General features: G+C 70.4%; 19 protein-coding genes. 8 read left to right on the top strand and 11 right to left on the bottom strand.

What is annotated here, in order from left to right; translation table 11 throughout:
• Positions 1–49: 49 nt before the first annotated feature.
• Together H4281_RS16680 and H4281_RS16675 are read right to left on the bottom strand one after the other, a co-directional pair.
• The gene (locus tag H4281_RS16680; protein WP_182891838.1) at positions 50–1,234 is read right to left on the bottom strand and encodes a CaiB/BaiF CoA transferase family protein; all 1,185 of its coding nucleotides are present in this window, start codon (positions 1,232–1,234) and stop codon (positions 50–52) included.
• Positions 1,234–2,415 (bottom strand): acyl-CoA dehydrogenase family protein, encoded by a 1,182-nt coding sequence (locus tag H4281_RS16675; RefSeq protein WP_220507309.1) that lies wholly within the window; start codon positions 2,413–2,415, stop codon positions 1,234–1,236. The genes H4281_RS16680 and H4281_RS16675 overlap by 1 nt, the downstream gene beginning before the upstream one ends.
• Before the next feature lie 127 nt (positions 2,416–2,542).
• Between H4281_RS16675 and H4281_RS16670 the strand changes: the two genes are divergently transcribed.
• Positions 2,543–3,283 carry an IclR family transcriptional regulator gene (locus H4281_RS16670; RefSeq protein ID WP_182891837.1) on the top strand — a complete coding sequence of 247 codons (741 nt, stop codon included), beginning with the start codon at positions 2,543–2,545 and terminating at the stop codon, positions 3,281–3,283.
• Between the two features lie 430 nt (positions 3,284–3,713).
• Positions 3,714–5,030 (top strand): MFS transporter, encoded by a 1,317-nt coding sequence (locus H4281_RS16665; protein WP_182891836.1) that lies wholly within the window; start codon positions 3,714–3,716, stop codon positions 5,028–5,030.
• Here the strand turns inward: H4281_RS16665 and H4281_RS16660 are convergent.
• Positions 5,023–6,195, bottom strand: coding sequence for a polysaccharide pyruvyl transferase family protein (locus H4281_RS16660; RefSeq protein WP_182891835.1), 1,173 nt, complete (start codon positions 6,193–6,195; stop codon positions 5,023–5,025). The two genes, H4281_RS16665 and H4281_RS16660, sit on opposite strands and share 8 nt — an antisense overlap.
• Positions 6,192–6,758 carry an OmpA family protein gene (locus H4281_RS16655; protein ID WP_182891834.1) on the bottom strand — a complete coding sequence of 189 codons (567 nt, stop codon included), beginning with the start codon at positions 6,756–6,758 and terminating at the stop codon, positions 6,192–6,194. Before H4281_RS16655 ends, H4281_RS16660 begins: the two co-directional genes overlap by 4 nt.
• Positions 6,759–7,164: 406 nt before the next feature.
• Between H4281_RS16655 and H4281_RS16650 the strand changes: the two genes are divergently transcribed.
• A complete protein-coding gene (locus H4281_RS16650) occupies positions 7,165–7,785 on the top strand; it encodes a DUF998 domain-containing protein (protein WP_312872126.1) in 621 nt (206 codons plus the stop codon).
• Positions 7,782–9,797, top strand: coding sequence for a glycosyltransferase (locus H4281_RS16645; RefSeq protein ID WP_182891832.1), 2,016 nt, complete (start codon positions 7,782–7,784; stop codon positions 9,795–9,797). The genes H4281_RS16650 and H4281_RS16645 overlap by 4 nt, the downstream gene beginning before the upstream one ends.
• Before the next feature lie 75 nt (positions 9,798–9,872).
• On the opposite strand, the gene H4281_RS16640 is transcribed toward H4281_RS16645, so the two are convergent.
• The 4 genes from H4281_RS16640 to H4281_RS16625 all read right to left on the bottom strand — a co-directional run bounded on the left by H4281_RS16640 (position 9,873) and on the right by H4281_RS16625 (position 15,774).
• Positions 9,873–13,118: a GH92 family glycosyl hydrolase gene (locus H4281_RS16640; RefSeq protein WP_512698989.1), complete on the bottom strand. Its 3,246-nt coding sequence runs from the start codon at positions 13,116–13,118 to the stop codon at positions 9,873–9,875.
• A 255-nt stretch (positions 13,119–13,373) separates the two neighbouring features.
• Positions 13,374–14,564, bottom strand: coding sequence for a sensor histidine kinase (locus H4281_RS16635; RefSeq protein ID WP_182891830.1), 1,191 nt, complete (start codon positions 14,562–14,564; stop codon positions 13,374–13,376).
• Positions 14,561–15,232, bottom strand: coding sequence for a two-component system response regulator CseB (cseB, locus tag H4281_RS16630; protein WP_182891829.1), 672 nt, complete (start codon positions 15,230–15,232; stop codon positions 14,561–14,563). The genes H4281_RS16635 and cseB overlap by 4 nt, the downstream gene beginning before the upstream one ends.
• 8 nt (positions 15,233–15,240) lie before the next feature.
• The gene (locus H4281_RS16625) at positions 15,241–15,774 is read right to left on the bottom strand and encodes a hypothetical protein (protein ID WP_182891828.1); all 534 of its coding nucleotides are present in this window, start codon (positions 15,772–15,774) and stop codon (positions 15,241–15,243) included.
• A gap of 153 nt (positions 15,775–15,927) precedes the next feature.
• Between H4281_RS16625 and H4281_RS16620 the strand changes: the two genes are divergently transcribed.
• The gene (locus H4281_RS16620; protein WP_182891827.1) at positions 15,928–17,085 is read left to right on the top strand and encodes a DUF418 domain-containing protein; all 1,158 of its coding nucleotides are present in this window, start codon (positions 15,928–15,930) and stop codon (positions 17,083–17,085) included.
• A 3-nt stretch (positions 17,086–17,088) separates the two neighbouring features.
• On the opposite strand, the gene H4281_RS16615 is transcribed toward H4281_RS16620, so the two are convergent.
• Positions 17,089–18,384, bottom strand: a complete 1,296-nt coding sequence (locus H4281_RS16615) for an MFS transporter (protein WP_182891826.1) — start codon at positions 18,382–18,384, stop codon at positions 17,089–17,091.
• 78 nt (positions 18,385–18,462) lie between these two features.
• Positions 18,463–19,266: an IclR family transcriptional regulator gene (locus tag H4281_RS16610; RefSeq protein ID WP_182891825.1), complete on the bottom strand. Its 804-nt coding sequence runs from the start codon at positions 19,264–19,266 to the stop codon at positions 18,463–18,465.
• Positions 19,267–19,355: 89 nt separating this feature from the next.
• Here H4281_RS16610 and H4281_RS16605 point away from each other — a divergent pair, with 89 nt between their 5' ends.
• From H4281_RS16605 to H4281_RS16595, 3 genes are read left to right on the top strand one after another with little or no spacing between them, the layout of a single operon-like run.
• On the top strand, positions 19,356–20,522 hold the full coding sequence (locus H4281_RS16605) for a mandelate racemase/muconate lactonizing enzyme family protein (RefSeq protein ID WP_182891824.1): 1,167 nt from the start codon (positions 19,356–19,358) through the stop codon (positions 20,520–20,522).
• 4 nt (positions 20,523–20,526) lie between these two features.
• Positions 20,527–21,405 (top strand): dihydrodipicolinate synthase family protein, encoded by an 879-nt coding sequence (locus tag H4281_RS16600; protein ID WP_182891823.1) that lies wholly within the window; start codon positions 20,527–20,529, stop codon positions 21,403–21,405.
• Positions 21,402–22,109 carry an SDR family NAD(P)-dependent oxidoreductase gene (locus H4281_RS16595; protein WP_182891822.1) on the top strand — a complete coding sequence of 236 codons (708 nt, stop codon included), beginning with the start codon at positions 21,402–21,404 and terminating at the stop codon, positions 22,107–22,109. Before H4281_RS16600 ends, H4281_RS16595 begins: the two co-directional genes overlap by 4 nt.
• On the opposite strand, the gene H4281_RS16590 is transcribed toward H4281_RS16595, so the two are convergent.
• Positions 22,106–23,452, bottom strand: coding sequence for an MFS transporter (locus tag H4281_RS16590; protein ID WP_182891821.1), 1,347 nt, complete (start codon positions 23,450–23,452; stop codon positions 22,106–22,108). The two genes, H4281_RS16595 and H4281_RS16590, sit on opposite strands and share 4 nt — an antisense overlap.
• Positions 23,453–23,543 lie beyond the last annotated feature (91 nt).

Raw genomic sequence — 23,543 nt, 5'->3', positions numbered from 1 at the left:
TCGTGAGTGTTTATCCCGGTTCTAACCGGGATAAACACTCACGAGCCACCTACGCGCGCCCGCCATATGCCACCCCCTTCGCCAGCGCCCTCTCCACCTCCTCGCGCGACAACCCCGCCGCCGCCAGCACTTCCCGGGTATCCGCCCCCGGCGGCCGAGGCGATTCCGCCGCACAACCGGGTGTGCGCCCCAGCTTCACCGGCACCCCGACTCCGCGATACCCGTCCCGTTCGACGACCATTTCCCGGTGCCGCACCTGCGGAGCGTTCATCGCCTCCGCGATATCGTGCACCGGAGACGCCGGAACTCCCTTAGCCAGCAACAACTCAGCCAATGAGTCCCGCTTGTACTGTCCGATCAGAACACTCAGCTCAGCCCGCAGCTCACCCACATTGCTGACCCGGTCGGCATTGGAGGCAAACCGCGGATCGGAAGCCAGCCCGGGCGCGCCGAGCACGTCGACCAGCGCGGCGAACTGCCGGTTGTTCCCCGCTCCGACAAAGAAAGGCCCGTCCGCCGTCGAAAAGGTCTCATACGGCGCGATCGACGGATGCGCCGAACCAGTTCGCCGCGGCACCGCACCATCGGCGAGCCAAGCCGCGGAATGCGGATGCAGCAAGCTGATCACGGTGTCCAGCAACGAACAATCCACCAGCTGCCCGAGCCCGGACCGCGCCCGCTCGTGCAGCGCCAGCAGGATCCCGGAGAACCCGAGCACCCCGGTCACCACGTCGACCACTGGCACGCCGATCCGCAGCGGCGGCCCGTCAGCCTCGCCGTTCACGCTCATCAGCCCGCCGTACGCCTGCAACACCGCGTCGTACCCGGGCAGCCCGCCGAGCGGTCCGTCGGCGCCGAACCCGGTGATGCGGCAATGGATCAGCGCCGGATACTCCGCCCGGATCGTCTCGTCCGGCCAGCCCCAGCGCGCGAGCGTGCCCGCCTTGAAGTTCTCCACCACGACGTCCGCGCCCGCGAGCAGGGTGCCGAGCAGGCAACGACCGTCCGGACCGGACAGATCGAGCACGATGTTCTTCTTGCCCCGGTTGAGGTTCGCGTAGTACGCGCTGGTCCCTTCGGACAGGAACGGCGGACCCCAGCCCCGCGTCTCGTCCCCGGCGGGCGATTCGACCTTGATCACCTCGGCGCCGTGGTCGGCCAGCATCTGCGTGCAGTACGGCCCGGCCAGCACCCGCGACAGGTCCAGCACCCGCAGCCCGTCGAGCGCGCCCATCAGTAGGACCTCGGCAGCCCGAGCACGTGCTGGGACACGTAGTTCAGCACCATTTCCTGGCTGATCGGCGCGAGCCGCAGCAGCCGCGCCTCCCGGAAATAGCGCTCGACGTGGTACTCCCGCGCGTAGCCCATTCCGCCGTGGGTCTGGATCGCCTGGTCGGCGGCTTGGAACCCGGCGTCCGCGCACAGCCATTTCGCCATGTTCGCCTCCTTGCCCGCCGGCAGGCCGTTGTCGTAGCGCCAGGCGGCGTTGCGCGCCATCAGCTCCGCCGCGTCGAGCCGGGTCGCGGCCTCGGCCAGCGGGAACGCCAGCCCCTGGTTCTGCCCGATCGGACGGCCGAACACCTGCCGTTCCCCGGCGTAGCGGACCGCGCGGCGCAGGGCGGCCCGGCCGATGCCGAGCGCCTCGTGCGCGAGCAGGATGCGTTCCGGGTTGAGCCCGTCGAGCAGGTACCGGAAGCCCTTGCCCTCCTCGCCGACGCGCGCCGATTCCGGCACCCGCAGGCCGTCGATCAGCACCTCGTAGGACGACACCGCGTTGCGGCCGAGCTTCGGGATCGCGCGCAGCTGCACCGCGTCGGACTCGATGTCCACCACGAACAGGGACATGCCGTCGGTCGGCTTCTCCACCTCTTCGCGCGGCGTGGTGCGGGCGATCAGCACCATCTTCTGCGACTGGCCGGCCTTCGTGATCCAGACCTTCCGGCCGTGCACGACGTAGGAATCGCCGTCGCGACGCGCGAAGGTGGAGATGCGCGTGGTGTCGGTGCCCGCGTCCGGTTCGGTCACGCCGAAGCAGACGTGCAGCGAACCGTCGACCGCGCCGGGCAGGATCTCCTGGCGCATTTCTTCGCTGCCGTGCTTGACGATGGTGTTCAGCCCGAAGATCGTCAGGTGCATCGTGCTGCACCCGTTCATCCCGGCCCCGGACGCGGCCACTTCTTCCAGCAGCAGCGCGGCTTCGAGGATGCCGAGCCCGCCGCCGCCGTACTGTTCCGGGATCGCCATGCCGAGCCAGCCCGCGGTGGCGAACGCGTCGTAGAACTCGCGCGGGAACTCGGCCCGTTCGTCGCGTTCGGCCCAGTATTCGTCGGGGAACCGGGCGGCCAGCTCGCGCACGGCGCGCCGGATGTCCTCCTGGTCTTGGCTCAGCTGGAAGTCCACAGTGCTGCTCTCCATCGTGCGTATATGAGAACGCGAAGTTCGGATATACGTCCAACGTAAGGCGACGCGCGGCTCGGGTCAAGCGCCGCGGCGGGTGGTTGCCGCGATAGGGTTCGTATGTACGAACGCAGGGGAGGCTGCCATGACCGAATCGACGGCCAAGGCCCACCGGACGGTCGGCCGCGTCACGAGCATCCTCGAGTGCGTCGCGCGGCAGCCCGGGATGCGGCTGCACGAGCTGTCAGTCGCCCTCGACGCGCCGAAATCCTCGGTGTTCGGCCTGGTCAAAGGCTTGGTGTCGACCGGCTACCTGGTCGAGGCCGACGGAGCCTACCGGCTCGGCCCGGCGCTGGGGAACCTGCTCACCGGCGGCCTGCCCGGCATCGCGACCGCCGCCCGGCCCGCCCTGGAGGAGCTCCGCCGCCGGTTCGGCGAGACGGTGATGCTCGGCGCCGCGGTCGGGGATTCGCTGATCTACGTGGACGCGGTCGAGTCCGAGCAGCCGATCCGCTACTCGGCGCCGCTGCGCACCCGGCGGCCGCTGTACCCGCCGAGCGCGGGCAAGATTTTCCTCGCGTACTGGTCGGCTCGCCGGCGCGAGGCGTACCTGAAGTCGGTGCTCCCGGACGCCGAGCGCGTGCAGGCCGCGATGAACGAACTCGACACCGTCCGCGCCGAGGGTGTCGCGCTCAACCGCGGCGAAACCCTGCCCGACGTGAGCGCGGCGGCGCGGCCGATCCTGGTCGACGGAGAGGTCGTCGCGGCCATCGCGGTCGCGGGCCCGACCACGCGGATTTCCGGACGGCTGCCGGAGATCGGGGAGGCGCTGGCCGGCATCACGGCGGCGGTCGTGAAGCGGTGGGAAGCCGCGCGGCAGGGCTGAGCCGGAGTTCCTGGAGGCTCGTGTGGTTGTTGGTCGTGATCTCGGGTTCGACCGCGTGGTTTCCGAGCGTTCGTTGGTGATCGGTGACGTCGCGGCGGTGGTCGTGAGGCGCCGGGTGGCCGCACGCCGGGATTGAGCCGGAGTTCCCGCGGGCCCGTGCGGTCGCCGATCGCGGTCGCGGGCCCGGCCGCGCGGATTCCCGGACGTCCGCAGGAGATCCGGCGACTCCTCAGCTGCGTCACGGCGGCCGTCGTGAAGCGGTGGGAAGCCGCGCGGCAGGGCTGAGCCCGAATTCCCGAAGACCCTTGACCGGTGTGTTCGCGGTCTCTTAGCATCCGGATATACGCATCAAGCGTTCCCAAATACGCACGCAACGGCGCGCGCCGGCTGGCTTCCGCTCGCCTGTGCCCCAGTTCCGGAGAGCAGGACCATGCCCAGTGTTGTGGACGACAGCGTCGGAACGACCCGGAAAGCCCCGCGCGGAGTCGGGGTGGCGGTGGTCGTCGGCTCCGCGCTCGAGTGGTTCGATTTCTACCTCTACGCGTCGATGGCCGCGCTGGTGTTCGGCCACGTCTTCTTCCCGCCGGGCAACGACGCGGCCGCGACCATGGCCTCGGTCGCGACCTTCGCGGTCGGCTTCCTGGCCCGGCCGATCGGCGGCATCGTGTTCGGCGCGCTCGGCGACCGGATCGGCCGCAAGAAGGTGCTGTCGTGGACATTCGTGCTGATGGGCGTTTCCTCGGCGGGCATTGGCTTGCTGCCGAGTTACGCGAGTGCCGGGCTTCTCGCGCCGGTGCTGCTCGTGGTGCTGCGGCTGGTGCAAGGACTCGGCGCCGGGGCGGAGTTCGGCGGCGCGATCGCGGTCGCCTACGAGCACGCTGACCCGCGCAAACGCGGGCGGCAGGGTTCGTGGCCCGCGCTGGGCGTGAACGTCGGCTTGCTCGTCTCCTCGCTCGCCGTCGCCGGACTGACCACTTTGGACAAAGAGTTCCTGCACGGTTTCGGCTGGCGGATCCCGTTCCTGGCCAGCTTCCTGCTCGTCGGCGTCGGACTGTGGGTGCGCCGCCGGGTCCCGGAAACGCCGGAATTCGAGAACCTGGTGCGCAGCAGGAAAAACCGGCCGCGCGGCTGGGCGAACCGGCCGCTGGTGAAGCTGTTCCGCAGCGACTGGCGCGCGCTCGCGGTGGTCATGGTGATCACCATCGGCTACAACGGCGTCAGCTATGTGTTCAAGACGTTCTCGCTCGCTTACCTGACGAATTTCCGCGGTGTACCGGCGAATATCGGCGCGCTGGGGATCAGCATCGCGAGCGGGACGGCGATCGTGACGGTGCCGATCGCGGGCTGGATCAGCGACCGGATCGGCGCGAAGAAGGTCGTGGTCGCGGGTGCGGTCGCGACGGGATTGCTGGCCTTTCCGTTCTTCTGGCTGCTCGACACCGGCACCAGCTGGTTCATCTGGCTGGGCCTCGTGCTGGCGACCGGCATCGTGGTTCCGGCGATGCTGTCGGCGCAAGGAGCGTTCCTGGCCAAGCAGTTCCCGGCGGAGGTCCGCTCGACCGGCCTCGGCACCGGCCGCGAAGTCGGGGGAGCGGTCTCCGGCGGGCTCGCTCCGCTGGCCGCGCTGGCGATCGTGGAAGCCTCCGCGACGCACGCGACCTGGGGTGTCTCGCTGCTGTTCGTCGCGGGCGCGTTGTGCATCGGGCTCGGTGCGCTCGCCGATCAAAGCCGCAACGCGCTCAACTGAGCCGCGGCCACCGGGTGCGGGTCTTGGGCAGTTCCGGGCCGTACACGGCTTCGGCGACCGACCGTTTCAGATTCGCGCAGTGATGCAGGACGTGCGCCGGGAAACCGTTGCCGGAAGGGCGTTCCGGCGGTTTCTCGGCACCGGCGGCCACGAGTGTCCATCCGGAACCGAGTTCGATCAGGCTTCGGTGTTTCGTGGTGTAGTACTCGGGCGAAACGTCGATCGCCACCCCGGTCGCGCCCGCGGCGGCGGCGACCAGGTGCAGGTGGAAGCGGCTGGAGAGCCAGGTCTGTCCCGGCGCGAGCGGGAGACCGCGCTGCCACACGTCGCGGAACGGGTGGAATTCCGCGCCGGGCAGTTCGTGTTCCAGCAACGCGAAAACCTCGCGGTCGACGCGAGGAATCCCTTCCACCACAGCGAGTTCGCCCGGCGGCAACCGCCACGCGCGCACGAGGTCGAGCACCTGCGCGGCGAGTGCGGACGGTCGCTCGGCGCCGATGTCCGACTGCACGCACAGGACGAACTCGCGTGTCGTGGGCGTTGTCGGCGGATGCGGGTCGAGGAAGACGTCGTCGCAAGACCGCTCGACGCCTGCGACACCGTGCAGGAGTTCGGCGGACGGATCGTCGCGGACGTCGACGACGTCGAATCGCTCAGCAAGCGCGCGCAACAGTACGGCGGCGCCCGGCGGGCAGGGGACGAAGCCCTGCCCGGTCATCGCGGAGCGGGCTCCGGAACGCTGCGCGGCCGCTGCGGCCCCGGCGACCAGTCCGAGGTGCCGGGGCCACAGTGCGTTGACGTAGCCGCCGCCGATCAAATGCACTACATCGAGCCCGCCGAGCAATTCGATCCCCGCGTCCCAGCGCGGCGCACGACCGGGGTCGTGCACCGCGGATCGCACCCAGGACGCGACTTCCCACGGATCGTCCGACGGCGCTTCGCCGCACAGCCGCCACAAAGTGTCCGTACAGCGCAAACGCGGGTGCAGGTCGCCGAACAAATGCTGCGCCGGACCCGGCGAATGCGTGTCGAGCCAGACTTCTGCGTCCGGTTCGGTGCGGGCCAAGCGGCGGATCCACGCGGCGGCGATCAGCTCGTCGCCGAAGTTCGGATAGCCGCTCGGCCCGACCAGGTAATGCCGGCGGGGGGACGGGGCACGAGTCACGAAGCGACGCTGAGCTGCGTGTCCAACGCCTGGTCGCCTTGTGCCTTCTCGCTGCCGCTCGGCTCGGCCTGGATGCGGTCCTTGGCCACGCCGTCGCCCTCGAGCGCGGTCGAGATCGCCTGCGCGCGCTCCTCGGACAGCTTCTTCGCCTTGTCCGCGTCCGGGTAGCCGGCGTGGGTTTCGACCTTCAGCTTCACATCGTTGCCCTGCATGGCTTTCGCGATCGCGGCGAGGCCTTCCTTGGCCTGGCCGGTCAACTCCGCCTTCTCCGGCTCGAACTTGATCGGCGAGGCCTGCGAGGCCTGCTGGATCGCGGCGGTGACCGCCTGCGCGGCCGGGCCGCCGTTCTGCCCGGGGGCTCCGTTCTGGCCGGAAGCGCCGTTCTGCCCGGCGTCGCCGGACTGGTTGGCGCCGCTGGGCTGTGCGGCTCCGCTGGACTGGGCGGTGTTCTGCCCGGACGCTCCGGACCCGGACGAGTCGTTCGATCCGCCCGACCCGCACGCGCTGACCAGCGCGACGACGGCTGCGGCCCCGACGACCGCCTTGACGAGTGCCCTCTGCATGGGAATTGCGCTCCTTCGGCTGGGTTCGCCGGGATCTGAACACGGGGCCACAGCAGCGGCAACCGGGGCGCGCCCGGCGAACGCGCCGAGCCACCGCGCGGTTTCGCCCCGTCAGCAGGGCGGGGGCGGCGGCTCGCGGCCTCGCCCGCCGAAACTGACATCCACCCGGGTGAGGGACCCGGAAAGTCCACAAAGGACAGTAAGATCAGCGCGCGCCAGTCGCTGTATAACGTCCTATTCGGCTCACGTTAGGGCGATTTGCCCGGCTGTGCCGGCGGCGAACCGGAGGCGCGCGTCCGGTCCGATCCGGCTTCGGAAGACCCCGGGGGCGGCCGCGGATTCCAGGGGTGCATCTCAGGGTGTTCCCCGATGCCGGGCCGTCACAGCCGCCAGCATGCTGATCGATGTGACCCTCATAACGCGGAAGGCCAAGGCGACAGCGCCCGCGATCGCTGCCGGCGCGTTGGCTTTTTCGCTGGTGCCGATTCTCCTGTTGCACCTGGTGGCGGCGGGCGCGATCGACCCGGTCCGCGATGTCATCAGCGACTACGTTTTCCCGCCCGGCGGGGCAGTGCTGCTGGCGGCGGCTTCGCTCGGGCTGGCCGGCGCTTCGCTCCTGGTCCGGCACGCACTGCTCAAACAGGGGTTGCCGAAACGCAGCCCGGAGTCGGTGCTGATCGCGTTGTGGGCGGCCGGATTGGTCATCGCGACGTTCTTCCCGACTGACCCGACCGGCGTGGAGACGTCGTTTTCCGGTGCGGTGCACCGGTATGCCGGCGCGGCGATGTTCGTGTGCCTGCCGCTGGCGGGCTGGTTGCTGGCGCGTCGTCAGCCGGAGGCGAAGGCGGTGCGCTGGCTTTCGCTGGCGTCCGGTGCCGCCTCGCTCGCGTTTCTGCTGGCACACGCGCCGTTGCTGGAGCAGTCCGTGCCCGAGTTCCTGGGGTTGTTCGAGCGGGTGCTGTACGCCCTGCTCTACGCGCAGCTTTTCGCGGTCGCCGCGATGGCCCGGACCGAGGCGGCCGCATGACGATCCTCGCCATCGCGCTCGCCGTGCTCGGCGCGGTTTTCTTTGCCACCGGCGCACTTCTGCAGCACGGCGTCGTCACCGCGCTGCCCGGCCGGCCGCGGATCGGCGGGCTGGTCCGGGCGCCGCGCTGGCTCGGCGGGCTGGCCCTGCTCGGTTCGGGGGCCGGCGTGCACGCGGTCGCGCTGGGGATGGCTCCGCTGACCGTCGTGCAGCCGGTCGGGGTCATCGCTGTGGCGATCACCGCGATTCTCGACCGGCGGCGGCGGGATCTGCCCGCGGTCGCGGTCACCATGCTCGGCGTCGGGACGTTCGTGACCGTCGCCGCGGGCAGCACCACGAGCACCGAGGTCGGTGCCGACGCGCAAACGCGGGCGGCATTGCTGGTGCTGGGGGGCGTGGCGCTGCTGACGCTGATCGGCGCGATCGCTTCGCGTCCGTCGGTCCGCGGATTGTGTTTCGGCGCGGCCGGCGGCGCTGCCTACGGCTTCGTTTCGGTATTGATGCGGGCGGTTTCCCTCGAAATACGCGAGGGGACCGTCGACTTCGGCACCGCGGTGTCCGTCGCCGCGATGGTGACGGCGCTGCTGGTCGGCGGCTGGCTCGTGCAGTTGTCCTACCGATGCGGTCCGCCGCACCTCGCCGTCGCGTGCCTCACTGTCGTGGACCCGCTGGTCGCAGTGGGTCTCGGCGCCGGGGTGCTCGGCGAAGCCACCCACCTCGACGCCGCGGCGACCGCGGTCGCGCTGACGGCGGCGGTGCTGGCGGTCGGCGGCGTCGCCGTGCTGAGCCGCGGCAGTTCTTCTTCTGTCCATTCCACCAGATCGGAGCACCCAGTGAACGACGACCGGGCATTGCGCATCGTGGTCGCCGCCGAGACCTATCCACCGGACGTCAACGGCGCGGCGCAGTTCGCGTACCGGCTGTCCACCGGTCTCGCCGGCCGCGGCCACGAGGTCCACGTGATCAGCGTCGATCCGGAAGGCCCGGCGCGCACCGAAAGAGACGGCGACGTCGTGGTGCACCGCGTCCGTTCGCACCGCACCCCGTTCCACCGCACCTTCCGGATCGGCCTGCCCTGGGAGGTGAGCAAGGACGTCGCTGCGCTGCTGGAGGAGTTGCAGCCCGACCTTGTGCACGTCCAGGCGCATTTCGTGGTCGGACGCTACGTGCTGAAGCACGCTGCCGCGATGGGCGTTCCCGGGGTGGCGACGAACCACTTCATGCCGGAAAACCTGTTCGGCCACGTGCGAGTGCCGACATGGCTGCGCGGCGCGGCTTCGCGGTGGGCCTGGCGCGACCTGACGCGCGTGTTCTCGACGGCCCGCGTGGTTACCGCGCCGACGCCGCGTGCGGTGGAATTGTTGCACGAAAACGGTTTCCCGGAGCGGGCGGTCCCGGTGTCGTGCGGCATCGACATCGACCGCTACCGGCTGCGCACGGTTTCGCGGACGTCGGACGATCCGACGGTGTTGTTCGTCGGACGGCTCGACGAAGAGAAGCGCGTCGACGAGCTGTTGCGTGCGGTCGCGCTCGTGCCTCGCCTGCGTGCGGAGATCATCGGCGACGGTTCCTGCCGCGCGGACTGGGAAAAGCTGGCCGGCGAACTCGGGGTCGCCGACCGGGTGCGGTTCCGCGGGTTCGTGTCCGAAGAGGACTTGCTGGACGCCTACGCGGCCGCGGATCTCTTCTGCATGCCGGGCGTCGCCGAATTGCAGAGCCTCGCGACGATGGAGGCGATGGCGGCGGGGAAGCCGGTGGTGGTCGCGGACGCGATGGCGCTGCCGCACCTGTGCCGTCCCGGCTACAACGGCTGGCTGTTCGAGCCGGGCAACGTGGGGGAACTGGCCGAGCGGCTGCATGCGGTGGTCGCGGACCCGGCGACGCTGGCGCGAATGGGGGCGGCGAGCGGCAAGATGATCGCCGGGCACGCGCTGGAGTCCACTTTGGATGCGTTCGAGGCCTGCTACGCCGAGGCGACGGGCCGGGTCGCGGCAGTGCCCGCGGCCGCCTGAGACTTCTGGGGGAACAAGGGGGGATGGCCGGGTTCGCCGGACGAAGGGGAGGGATCCGGCGAACCCGGCCGGACTCTACGCGAGAGTGATCGCGTAGAGCTGGACTCGCGGGTCGTCCGGCAGGCTCACCGACTGGACGGTCTTGGCGCCGTCCACGGCGGAGGCGATGCCGAACAGCCGCACCGGCGGGCCGTCGACCCCGCTGCCCGCCTTGATCCGGTGCGGCAGGTCGAGCACGACGGTCGTGCCGGACGGCGTCGAACCGGCCCAGTCGCCGAACGTCGCCGGGAGATCAGTGCTGGATCCGTCGCTGTAGTGCACGGTCAGCGAAGTGGACACCGGGCCGTTGTGCGAGGAGCCGATCAGCTGTACCGCCTGGTGCTTTCCGGCGGGCAGCAGCAGCGATTGCCCGCGTGCTTCCACGAAGTTCGCCGCGGTGCCAGCGGGATCCGGTGCCGCGTAGGCGACTCCATTGTGGACGAAGGTTCCGGCTTGAGGCATCAGAGCGGCGTCATAACTCCAGCCGCTGCCGTCGAAGTTGCCCTCGGTCGACGCTGCGACAGTCGCGGTTCCGTCGTGGTTGCGGTCGTGGCTGAGATCGACCGCACACTGGGTGCCGGACGTCGTCGCGCACACTGTCGGTTCCCGGACCTCGATGCTGGCGGTGCGGGCGACGGTATTCGCTCCCGGACCGGATGCCTTGAGCTGCACTGAATACGTGCCGATTGGCGTGTTCGCTGGAACGGTCACCGTGACCGGTGCGGTCTTCTGCGTCGGCAGCCGGAAGGACCACAACAGCTGCGACTGGTCGGTCTGCACTCGCCACCCCGACGGTGCCGACGAGGTCACGAAGACCGGCTGCGCTCCCGGGTTCTGGCCGAGCACGTCCAGGTTCAAGTGGACAGTCTGCGCTGAAGATTGCTGGGGCAGCACTACCGAACTCGGCCGCAGCGCCGCGTCCACGTGCCGGCGCTGGTCGCCGGCCGCCTTGTTCACCGACGGCGGTTCCGTGCCCGGCTGCGTTCCCCAGCTCGACGGTGCCGCGCCGACCTGATAATCGAGCTTGCCGCCGTGCGCGACCGCGGACCAATCGAGCCAGGTCTGCCGTACGTCCCGGCCGTTGAGCGAAACGCTTTGCACGTAACGGTTCGCGTCGCTCGCCCCCGGCGCGGTGACGGTGAGCGTGCCGCCTTGCCGACCCTCGTACTGTCCGATCCGGACAGTCGCCGATTCGAACTGCGGACTGGACACTGCGAGGAAATTCGCGCCGCTCATCGTCGGGTAGAGGCCGAGCGAGGAGAAGACGTACCACGCGGACATCGTGCCGAGGTCGTCGTTGCCGGTCATGCCGTCCGGGCCGGTGGTGAACAGCGTCATCGCCGCGCGGACGACGGTCGCGGTCTTCGCAGGCGCGCCGACCCAGTTGTACAGGTACGGGGAAAGCAGATCGGGTTCGTTGTTGGGGTTGTAGGTGGCCTTGGCGTAGTAGTCGTACGGGCTGGCGATCCAGTCCTCGCGCGCGGTGCCCGCCGGGTCCTTGAGGAGGTTGCCGTAGGCGAAGAAGGAGTCGAGCCGCTTTTCGGTCGCCTGCGTGCCGCCCATCAGCTCGGCGAGCCCGGCCGGATCCTGCGGGACGAGCCATTGGTACTGGTAGGCGCCGCCTTCGTGGAACTGGTGGTCGGCGTCGAGCGGGTTGTACGGCGTGAGCCAGGTTCCGTCAGTGGTGCGCGGACGGAACTGCTTGTCGGCGGCGTTCCAGACGTTGCGGTACCACTGGCCGCGATCGGCGAACATGCGCGCGTCGGCTTGGTGGCCCAAACCCTTGGCCATCAACGCGAGCGCGGCGTCGGCGGCGGAATACTCCATGGTCGCCGACGTCGGATGCTCGCAGTCGTTGTCCCCGCCCTTGGCCGCGCAGTCCTTGCCGAGGGCGAGGCCGCTCGGGATATAGCCGCGGTCGTTGTAGTAATTGACGCCGGAGCGTCCGTTGTACGGCGAATCGGCGGGTGGTGTGCTGGTCGCGTTCTTCTTGAGCAGCGCGTACGCCTCGTTTTCGTGGCCGGCCAGCAAGCCCTTCGACCAGGCCTCGACGAGGAACGGCGTCACGGGGTCGCCGGTCATGATGTTGGTTTCGCTGCCCGCCAGCGCCCATCTCGGCAGCCAGCCGCCGTCGCGGCCGATCGCCACCACCGACAGCGCGACGTCCCGGGCTACCTGCGGTTCCAGCATTTCGAGCAGCTGGTTCTGCGGGCGATAGGTGTCCCAGAGGGAGAAGTTCTGGTACGGCGTGTAGCCGGTGGCGCGGTGGACCTTGCCGTCGAAACCGGCGTAGTCGCCGCTGATGTCGCCAGCCAGGTTCGGGTGCAGCTGCGCGTGATAGAGCGAGGTGTAGAAGGCGGTTTGGCGTTCGGTGCTGCCGCCGCTGATCTTGATCGCGCCGAGCCGGTCCGCCCACTGCTTGCGCAACGCGGCGCGGGTGGCGTCGAAGTCGTAGCTGTCGCTGGTCTCCGCAGCGAGGTTCGCGCGCGCCCCAGCGAGACCGGTGTAGGAGAGCCCCACCTTGAGGACGACATCGTGGTCAGCGGCCGCGTCGAAGCTGACCCACGCGCCGTTGCCGCCGGTGCCCGCGGCGTCGCGGCTGCCCGCGGTGCGGGTGGTGCCGCGCCAGGTGCCGTAGGAGGCGAAGGGGCGGTCGAACGTGGCGGTGAAGTAGACGGTGTGCTCGTCGTGCCCGGCGCAGAAGCCGCCCGCGCGCACGCGACCCTCGAGGGTCCGGTCGCCGACGACGTGGATCTCGGAATCCTTCACCGACTGGTTCGCCTGGCCGGTGTTGAACAGGACGTTGGCCTGGCCGGTCGAGGGGAAGGTGTAGCGCTGCCAGCCGGTGCGCGGGGTGGCGGTCAGTTCGGCGTCGACGCCGTACTTCTTCAGCCCGACGCGGTAGTAGCCGGGTTCGGCCTTCTCGTCGTCGTGGCTGTACTCGGATTTGTAGGCGTTCTTGTCGACGGAATCGACGGCCCCCGTGGTCGGCATGACCGGCAGTTCGCCCATCACGCCGCAGCCGACGCCGGAGAGGTGGGTTTGGCTGAAGCCGTAGATCGAGTTCTGCTGGTAGTCGTAGCCGCCTTGACCGCCGGTGTCGGGGCTGACCTGCACCATGCCGAAGGGCGCGCTGGCGCCGGGGAAGGTGTTGCCGAAGTTCTGCGTGCCGACGAACGGATTGACCAGCGACACCGGATCTGCGGCCGCTGCGCTAGCGGTCCCGGTCGTGCCGGACACCAGCCCGGCGACCGCGAAGCCCGCCGCCGCGATCGCGGTCACCCGTCTCTTCTGCGACCACATGGACGCGCTACCTCCAGGCTGACAACGTTGTCATCATGCGAGCCGGTGCGGAGACGACCGGCTGGTGAGCAGCTTGTCATCCCGCCGCGGCTTTGAGAAGACCGACAACCGGACAGCTTCCGTCCGGCTCTCGGCAGCCGCTGTGCGGCCGCCCGGCCCCGCCGGTGTCCGTGCGGGGAACCCTGACGGAATCAGATTCCCGGAGGGGTCCCCGCACGGACCTTCGCCGAGCCATCACGCGCTGCCCGGTCCGGCCGTCTCCGGCAGCCGCAGCACCGCCCGTGCCCCGCCGTCCGGGAGGTTCGCGAATTCCAGCTCCGCTCCCAGCACCCGCGCCTGCGCGACGGCGATCGTCAACCCCAGCCCGTGCCCGCCGCCCCGCGAGTCCGCGCCGGTCCGGAACCGCGCGGGCCCCTCCCGGAGCAGCACCTCCGGATACCCGGGCCCGCGATCGCTGACCACCACGCACGGGCCGTCCACCTCGACCGTCACCGGCGGGGCCCCGTGCTTGGCCGCGTTCGACAGCAGGTTCGCCAGGATCCGTTCCAGCCGCCGGGGATCGGTCCGCACCCGGACCGCGACCGGGGCCGCCGCGTCCGGCACCCGCCGCCGGACGAACTCCGCCAGATCGAGGTCCGCCAGATCCGCCCGCTCGGCGGCGGTGTCCAAGCGAGCCACCTCCAGCACGTCCTCCACCAGCGACCGCAGCGCGGCGACCCGGTCGCGGACCAGCTCCGCCGGACGTCCGGGCGGCAGCAGCTCAGCCGCGGTGACCAAACCGGTCACCGGAGTCCGCAGCTCGTGCGCGATGTCCGCGGTGACCCGTTGCTCGGCGGCCAATCGCGCCTGCAACGCGTCCGCCATCGCGTCCACCGCCTGCGCGAGGTCGGCCGCTTCGTCGCGCGGGCGCGGGCCGATCGCGTCGCGTACCCGGGCCCGAGTGCCGTTCGCGACGTCGCGGGCAGCGTCAGCGGCCCGCCGCAGCCGACGTGCCATCCCCGCACCGAGCACGACGCCCAGCAATGCCCCGGCGACGGTCACGACAGCGGAACCCGCCAGCAGCTCCCGGTCCAAAGTGGCCAGTGCCTGCGTTTGCGCCGCGTAACTGACCCGCACCGAGACGACGTGCCCGCCGGTTTCGGCGGCTGCCCACAAGACTGGTCCGTCCAAATAGGTCGCCCGGTTCCCGCCGCGCACAGCGTCGCGCAGCGGAGCGGGCAGCGTCGGATCGTCGAACTGGCCGTCGACCCCGGGGTTGCGCAGCAGCAGCTGGATCCACTCGTCCTGCGCGTGCCGCGCTTGGTCGGCCTGCGTGCGCGCGAATTGCTGGTGCACCAGCAAACTCAGCGTCAGAGCGACGGCGGCGGACACGAGGGTCACCGCCGCGGTCAGCCGCCACCGGAGGGTGGCCGGGAAGAGTTTCACGGCTCGGCGCGGAGCTTGTATCCGAAGCCGCGCACGGTCTGCAGCCGTTCCTGACCGATCTTCACGCGCAGCCGCTGCACGTGGACGTCGACCACTCGCGTATCGCCGCCCCACGCGTAATCCCAGACGCTGGCCAGCAGCGTGTCCCGGCTGAGCACGGTGCCGGGCGATTCGGCGAAGCGCAGCAGCAGCCGCAGTTCGGTGGGGGTCAGGTCCACCGGCTGGCCTGCCCGGCGCACGTCCAGTCCGGCGCGGTCGATTTCGAGGTCGCCGAAGCGGACGAACGCGTCCTCCTCGGGCCCGGACCAGCCGCTTCGCCGCAGCACCGCCTGGATCCGCGCGATCAGCACCGAGGTGTCGAACGGTTTGGTGACGTAGTCGTCGGCGCCGGCTTCGAGCCCGAGCACGACGTCGACCGAATCGTCCCGCGCGGAGACCATCAGCACCGGCACCCGGCTTTCCTCGCGGATCCGGCGGCACAGGCTGACGCCGTTGAGCCCGGGCAGCATCACGTCGAGCAACGCCACGTCCGGCGGCTGCGCCCGGAACCGGTCGAGCCCGGCGAGCCCGTCCGCGGCCGTCGACACCCGGAATCCGGCGCGTTCGAGGGCGAGCTGCGTAGCCTCCCGGATCACGTCGTCGTCCTCGACGAGCAGTACCTGCGTCATGTCCCCTCTCACTCCGGCGAGAAACCGTTGCCGGTCCAGCGGTAGCGGGCGACCCCGTTGTTCGGCCCGGTCGCCGACATGGTGGCCAGCTGCCCGTCGAGCACGGTCAGCAGCGCACCGGAGTTCTCCAGCCTGAACAGCTGTTTCCCGTTGACGGTGTAGACGTAGCCGCCGAGATACGCGCTGACCGGCACTCCGGTCGCGCCGCTGCTGCCGGTGCCGGGAGCGCCGACCGCGGCGCACGGATACACGTTCACCACGACGTCGACCTCGCCGGTCAGCTCGTGGTAGGCGGTGCTGACCGGATACGACCCGGCGATCGGACCGTACGGACACGGTCTCAGCGCCGCCTTCGTCCTCGCGCTGACCGTGGGGTCCGCACGCAGCAGAGCGACCGCGTCCACACTCGGGCCGCGCGGGTTGTTCGCCGGTGCCGGGGCGGCCGCCGCCGGGGGAGCGGGGCCGGCGACGCGCACACCGTCCACATCGGAGCAAGCGGTAAGCGACAGCATCGCGACCGCCGCGACCACTGTCCTCCGCATGCTTTGCACATTAGCCATTTTGCCGTCCGCGCGCCGCTCGGGGAGCGCTGTTACAAAACCGACGGGTTTCCTCCGGGCCGCCGCGACGCGATTCCCGGCGGCCGGTGATCCGCCGTTCCTACCTTGGCGGGGAATCGACCAGGGAGGAGTCCGATGAGGACGGAAACGGTGCGGGACCCGGCGGAAACCCGGGTGCCGAAGGGACGGCTGCTGGGCGTGGACGCGGTCCGGGCGCTGGCGATCGTCGGGGTGTTCATCGAGCACTTCTTCGCGAGCGGCTGGCTGCACGGCGGCCCGCCGGACGCGGCCCCGGGGTTCCTGACGTGGCTGAACGTGCAGACGTCCTCCCGCGCGATGAGCCTGTTCGTGCTGCTGTTCGGGCTGTCCGCGGCCTTGATGACCGGCGGCGCGACCCCGTGCGCCGGGCACGAGCGGTGGCGCGCCCGCGGCAGGCTCGCGGTCCGGGCAGCGGTGTTGTTCCTGCTCAGCCTGGCGATCGACGAGTACGGCATGTCAGTGATCGAGTACTACTCGGTGATCCTGCTGCTTCTGCTGCCGCTTACCCGGCTGCGCGCGCGGACGTTGTTCATTCTTTCCGGAATCGCCGTGCCCGCGATGACGTTTTACGCGTTCTGGGTGTTCAACGCCCATTCAGACTGGATGATGTCCGGGTCCGAAACAGCGAGCGGGCTCGCGATCTTCGGGCATCCCGGACAATGGGGCGAGTTCTTCAAGGGGATGGTGCTGTTCGGCGGCGGTTTCCAGGTCGCGTACGGGCTGCCCCTGGCATTGGCGGGAATGGCGATCGGCCGTCTCGACCTTCGCGCGCACCAGGTCCGGATTCGGTTGCTGTACACCGGTTTCGTGCTCGCCGCCGCGTCGATCCTTGGTTCGTGGATCGCGACTTATCCGCTGGGCGGAGCCGAAGCGATCGCGACGACCCCGCCGCCTGGAATGCCGTGGCAGGTGCTGCTGGCGATGCCGCCGGACGGATCGCTGTACGCGACCAGTCCGCTCGGCATCGTGCTCATGATCGGCGTGGCGATGGTGCTGCTCGGCGGACTGCTGATCGCCTTGGACCAGCCGCTCGGCCGTCGTGCGCTGTGGCCGCTCGCCGCTGCTGGCGGACTGGCTTTCACCTGGTACGCAGCACATTTCGCGGTCCTGAAGCTGGTGCCGAAGCCGTACTCCTTCGTGTTCCTGGCGACGGTGGTCGCGGTGATGCTGGCCGCGTCGGTGGCGTGGCGGCATTGGCGGCGGCGCGGTCCGCTGGAATGGCTGGTGCACCGGGCGACGCTGCTCGTGCCGTGAGGTTCAGCGTGCGCGGGGTCCGGCGGTTTCGCGGATCCCGCGCAGCACCGTCACGAGGGTGATGACGGCGGCGAGCATGATGTAGAACGCCGGGGAGAGCTTGTAGCCGGTGGCGGCGACGAGCCAGGTCGCGATGTAGGGTGCGGTGCCGCCGAAGAGCGAAACCGCGATGTTGTACGGGATCGCGATCGCGCCGGAGCGGATGCGCGGCGGGAACAGTTCGGCCATCGCCGCGCCCGCGGCGCCGTCGTAAGCGGCGATCAGCAGGCCCAGCACCACCATCCCGACGACGGCGAGCACCGGATTTCCCAGCGACATCAGCACAAGCGCGGGCCAGGTCAGCACGATGAACCCGGCGGTGCTCGCGATGAGCAGCGGTTTGCGGCCGACCCGGTCGGAGAGCGCACCGGCGACCGGGACCGCCGCGGCCACGACAGCCAGGCACACGGTCGCGGCGACGAACGATTCGACCTTCGTGAAGTGCAGCGTTTTCTGCAGGTAGCTGGGCATGAACGTCTGCAGTGTCCAGTGCGCGACGCCCTTGACCACGACCAGCCCGGCGAGCACCAGCATCGCCCGGCCGCCGGTGCGGAAGGAGTCGCGCAGCGGGCTTTCGGCGACCTGGCCAGTGCGTTCGAGGTCGTGGAACTCCGGCGTGTCGGTGAGCCGCGTCCGCAGATACAGCCCCGCGAGGCCGAGCGGAAGGGCCAGGAGGAACGGCAGTCGCCAGCCCCACGAGGACATCGTCGCGTCGCCGAGCGTCGCGGTGAGCAGCAGCGCGAGTCCGGAGCCGACGACGAAGGCGGCGAAGCCGAAAGTGTTGGAGAAACTGGTGTAATAACCGCGACGGTTCGGTGGCGCGAACTCGTAGAGGACGGTGACCGCGCTGGACGTCTCGCCGCCCGCCGCGAAGCCTTGCACCAGCCGGGCGAGCACGAGCAGCAGCGGCGCGAGCGTGCCGACGGCTTGGTGCGTTGGCAGCACGCCGATGGCGAACGTCGAAAGCGACGTGGCGAGCACGACGATCGCGAGCACTCGCTGCCTGCCGATGCGGTCGGCGAGCGGGCCGAAGAACAGCCCGCCCAGCGGCCGGATGACGAACCCGGCGGCGAACACCGCGAACGTCGACAGCAGTGCGGCGGTGGCGTCTCCGTCGGCGAAGAAGTTGTCGGCGATGAAGGCCGACAGCGTGCCGTAGAGGCCGACGTCGAACCACTCCACGAAGTGGCCGGCGCCGGCGGCGAACACGACTTTGCGCGGCGAAACCTTCGCCGGAGCCGCAGTTCCCAAAGCAGTCATGACGGACCTCGTTGTCTGTCGGCGGGGACCGTTCCGTGAAGGGCTCCTTGAGGGAATCAGATTCCCTCAAGGAGCCCTTCACGGACGGGCGGGGGAGGGAGTGTGGGCGGGGCCGAGGTAGCCGAGCCCGATGCTGACCGTGTCGGCCGCCTCGACGACGAGCGCGCCGAGTTCGGCCTCGCGTTCGTCCAGCGCGATGGCGGAAAGCGCGCCGGACAGCGAAATCGCGGCGGCGATCTCGCCGGTGTGGTCGCGCACCGGGGCGGCGATGCAGGCCCGGCCCAGCGCGAGTTCTTCGATTTCGGTGGTGTAGCCGCGGGCGGCGGCCGCTGCCAGATCGGCGCCGAGCGCGTCGAGCGTGGTGTGGGTGTGCGAGGTGAAGCCGGGCAGCGGTTCGGCGCCGAGCAGTTCGGCGCGCTGCTGCGCGGTGGTGTCGAGCAGGAGGCTCTTGCCCATGCCGGTCGCGTGCAGCGGATTGAGCTGGCCCATCAGGGAAAACGACTTCTGCGCCAGCTGGCCCTCGACGTTCAGCAGGTAGAACAGCGACGCCCCGCGGCGCACCGCGACGTTCGCGCCCAGCCCGAGTTCCCACGCCAGCCGCTGGGCGACCGGGCGCGCCTGCCGGTAGATCGGGTCGTTGTTGAGCGCGATGCCCGCCATGGTCAGCACCGCCGGGCCCAGCTCGTACAGCTGGCTCACCGGATCGCGCTGCACCAGCTCGGCCGCTTCGAGCGTCGCGAGCAGCCGCGACGTGGTGGACACGCCCAGCCCGACCTCCGCCGCCACGTCGGAGACGCGCAACGCGGGACGGCCGGGGGTGAAGGCGCGGAGCACCGCCGAGGCTCGCTCGACGCTCTGATTGCCGCCAGTCTCGGAAACCATGGTCCTGATTATGGGTAGTAGTTGCATATTTCGCAAGTGGCGTGCAAAAGTTGGAGGCAAGTTCCTGAATCCTGGTGTTGGAGGGCTGCATGCGCATTGCCGACGTCACGACCTACGTGCTCAAACCCGCCGGACGGCAGGCGTACCTCGGTGCGCTGGAGGACGGCAGCGCACTGGGCGCGGACCAGGGTTACGTAGTGCGCGAGCCGTGGCGCAGCCTCTACTCCGGCCGGTTCGAGACGATGCTGGTGAAGATCACCGCGGCCGACGGCACCACCGGATGGGGCGAGGCGCTCGCTCCCGTCGGCCCTGAGGTCGTCGCGGCCGTCGTCGACCGGCTGCTGGCCGGCTGGCTGCGCGGCCGCGAGCTGGCCGGGCCGCGTCCGCTCTGGCACGGGCTGCGCGACCTGATGCGGGAACGCGGCCACCTCGTCGGGCACCAGGCCGACGCCCTCGCCGCGGTCGACATCGCTCTCTGGGACCTCTACGGGAAGCTGACCGGGCAGTCGGTCGCGCGGCTGCTCGGCGGCGCGCACCGCGAGCACGTCGACGTCTACATCTCCGGTCTCGCCCGCTCCGCCGACGAGGAACGCGCAGCTCTCGCCGCCGACTGGGTTCGCCAGGGTGCGAGGCGGGTAAAGCTGGCTGCCGGCAAGGGAATCGAAGCCGACCTGGCGACTTTCGACGCGGTCGCCGCGGCTGCGCCGGAGATGAAGATCGCGCTCGACGCGCACTGGGCGTACCGGATCGGCGAGGCCGTGGAGCTGGGCCGCGAACTGGACCGCCGCGGCGCGCTGTTCTTCGAGGCGCCGCTGGTGCCCGAGGACGTCGACGGACACCGCGAACTGGCTTCGCGGATCACGACGCCGGTCGCGGTCGGCGAGGCGATGCGCAACCGCTACGAATTCGCCGACTGGCTCGGCCGCCGCGCGCTGCGGCTGGCGCAACCGGACGTCGCGCGAACCGGCATCACCGAGGCAATGTCCATTGTGGAGCTCACATCGGCCCATCACGTTCCGGTGGTGTGCCACCATTCCGTCGGGCTGGGTGTCTCGCTGGCAGCCGGAATCCACGTGTCCGCGGCGAGCGCCGACACCCCGTATTTCGAATACCAGCCCGACACGATTCCGGTGGCGCAAAGCATCCTGCGCACCCCGTTGACCGCGGGCCCGACCGGCTTCGCGGTACCGGACGGACCGGGCCTTGGCATCGAGGTCGATGCCGATTTGGTTGCTACGCTGGCAAAGGAGAACTGACGCTGTGCCGAATCCGCCGATCGGGCTCATCCCCATCCTGGCCACTCCGTTCGCTCCGGACGGCTCGCTCGATGCGCCGTCGCTGCGCTCGCTCGTCGAGTTCGAGCTGTCCGCGGGCGCGGACGGGGTCGCCGTTTTCGGCATGGCCAGCGAGGGTTTCGCGCTGTCCGCCGTCGAGCGGGAACTGATCCTGCGCGAGGTGCGCGCCGTGGCCGGCCCGGACGTGCCAGTCGTCGCCGGGGTCAACGGCACCGGGATCGCGCCCGCGCTGGAACAGGCGCGACTCGCCGCGGACGGCGGGGCCGACCAGATCATGGTCCTGCCGCCGTTCCTCGCGAAGCCCGGGCCGGGTCAGGTCGTGGAGTTCTTCGCCGAGGTCGCCGCGGGCGCGGACCTGCCGGTGATGATCCAGGACGCTCCCGGCGTCACCGGGGTGCCGATCGATCCGGCGGCGGTCGCCGCGCTGGCCGGGGTCGAGGGGATCACGTCGATCAAGGTCGAATCGCCGCCGACGCCGGTCAAGGTCGCCGCCGTGAGCGGCTTCGGGATCGCGGTGCTGGGCGGGCAGAACGCGCAGGCGCTGATCGAGGAGTACGACAACGGCGCCGTCGGGACCATGCCCGCCTGCGAATTCGCCGATCTGCTGCGGGTGGTGCTGGACGATCTCGCCGCCGGGCGCCGGAGCGACGCGCGCGCCGGGTTCGCGCGGCTGCTCCCGTTGATTCACCTGGGGGTGCGGCCGGGGCAAGCGTGGGCCGTGCACAAGGAAATCCTGGTGCGGCGGGGGATCATCGCGTCGGCGACGGTGCGGTTGCCCGCGCGGCCGTTGGACGCGGTGACGGGGAAGGCGCTGAACGAGATTCTTGAGGAACTGGGGTGGTGAGCCGGTCGGTCGTCGTCATCGGCGGCGGGTCGGACATCGGGATCGCCATCGCCGAGGCTTTCGCCGGAGATCGCGTGCTCGGCGCGGGTCTGACGGCGACGAACCACCCGGCGTACACCGATTTCGCGGTCGCCGACGCGTCCACTTCGGACGGTGCGGACGCGATTGTCCGGCAAGCCGGTTCGGTCGACGTCCTGGTCCTGGCCGCCGCGGCCCAGCCGGTCGCGGCGGCCCTCGACACCACCGACGCCCAATGGCACTCCGCGATCTCCAACACCCTGGACGCGGCCTTCTACCCGGCTCGCGCGGCGTTGCGGGTGCTGCCGCCTGGCGGGTCGATCGTCGCGGTGACCTCGGTGAACGGATTCCTGGCCGCGCCCGGACTGCCCGGGTACGCGGCGGCGAAGTCCGGAGTGGACGGTCTGGTCCGGCAGCTGGCGCTCGAGTACGGACCGCGCGGCATCCGGGTGAACGCGGTCGCGCCGGGGATGATCGGCGCGACCGGCCGGCCGGGGGTGGCCGAGGGGTATCCGCTGGGCCGCACCGGGACTCCTCGCGAGGTGGCGGACGCGGTCGAATTCCTGGCGTCGGAGCGGGCGTCGTTCGTGACCGGCGTGGTGTTGCCGGTGGACGGCGGGTTGTCGATCGCTTCTCCGGCAGCGTTTTTGCGACCGGATCTGCGGGCGCGGTTTCTGCCGGGTTAACGAGCCGTCGACAGCTCCTGACGGCGGGTCGCCAGCAGAGTGCAGCCGACCGCTGCCGCGTAGCCGAGGGCGACCACTGTCATCGGGACAGCCAGCGACATCGTCGAGCCCGCGGTGAGCAGCGTGCCGAGCACCGCAGTTCCCAAGGCGCCCCCCGCCTGCCGGGCCGTGTTCAAGACCCCGCTGGCCAGCCCTGTGTGCTCCTCGGGAGGCGTCGACATCGCGACCGACGTCATCGCGGGCATCGCGATCGAGCAGCAGCACAGCACCACGCCGCCCGCCAGGACCAGTGGCAGGGAATCGGCCGCGACCAGCACGAGCGCGCCGAATCCGGCGAGGCTGAACCCGGTCAGCATCGGGACGCGGGCGCCGAAGCGGGCGGTGAGCCGTCCGCTCGCGGTGGCTCCGACGCCGATCGCGACGGTGAGCGGGAGCGTCAGCATGCCGGTCGCGAACGCGGACTGGCGCAGCGGGCCCTGGAGGTACAGCGACAGGCAGAGCAGGGTGCCGTAGAAGCAGAAATTGAAGAGCAGCCCGGCGGCGCTCGCCGCGGAGAACGGACGGGACGAGAAGATCGCCAGCGGCAGCATCGGATCGCGCCGGCTCCGCTCGGCCAGGACGAACACGAGCCCGGTCAGCGCCCCGGCGGCGATCAGCGGAAGCGCCCAGCCGGAACGGCCGACCTGGATCAGCCCGCCGGCGAGCGCGGACAGGGCGACGGTGCCGAGGACGAGCCCGTACGGATCGAGGCGGCGCTCCCTCGGCGGCGATTCGACCACGTACTGGCAGGTCAGCACGAGGGCGAGGGCGGCGAACGGGACGTTGACCCAGAAGATCGCGCGCCAGTCGGCCAACGCGATCAAGACGCCGCCCGCCACCGGCCCGGTCGCGAGTCCGATCGCCGCGATGCCGCCCCACAGGCCGAGCGCATGCGCCCTCGCCCGCGGTTCCGGGAATTGGCGGACGATCAGCGCGAGCGAACACGGCAGCAACGCGGCCGCGCCGACACCCTGCAGCGTCCGCGCGACGATCAGCACCGGAAGGGCCGGGGCGAGCGAACACAGTGCGGAACCCACGCCGAACACGACGGTCCCCAGCACGCAGATCCGTCGCGCGCCGTAACGGTCGCCGAGCGAGCCCGCGGTGAGCATGCCCGCGGCCAGCGCGACGGTGTAGCTGGCGATCACCCACTGTTCACCGCCCAGCCCGCCGCCGAGGTCGCGCCGGATCGCCTCGACGGCGACGTTCACCACGGTCGCGTCGAGCTGGACGATGAAGAAGGGGAGGCAGAGCGCGATCAGCGCGAGCCGTTGCCTGCGTGCGGAGGTCGTCGTTGCGGTCACGGGACAATCGTGGCGCGGGAACCGTTCGGTGCGGACCGAAGTTTCCGTGCCAGGTTTCGCCGCAGCTCCCGCTGATGTCCGCACTGGCGGC

Source organism: Amycolatopsis dendrobii, from assembly GCF_014145675.1.
Classification (GTDB): Bacteria; Actinomycetota; Actinomycetes; order Mycobacteriales; family Pseudonocardiaceae; genus Amycolatopsis; species Amycolatopsis dendrobii.
This window is presented reverse-complemented; position numbering and strand designations above follow the sequence as displayed.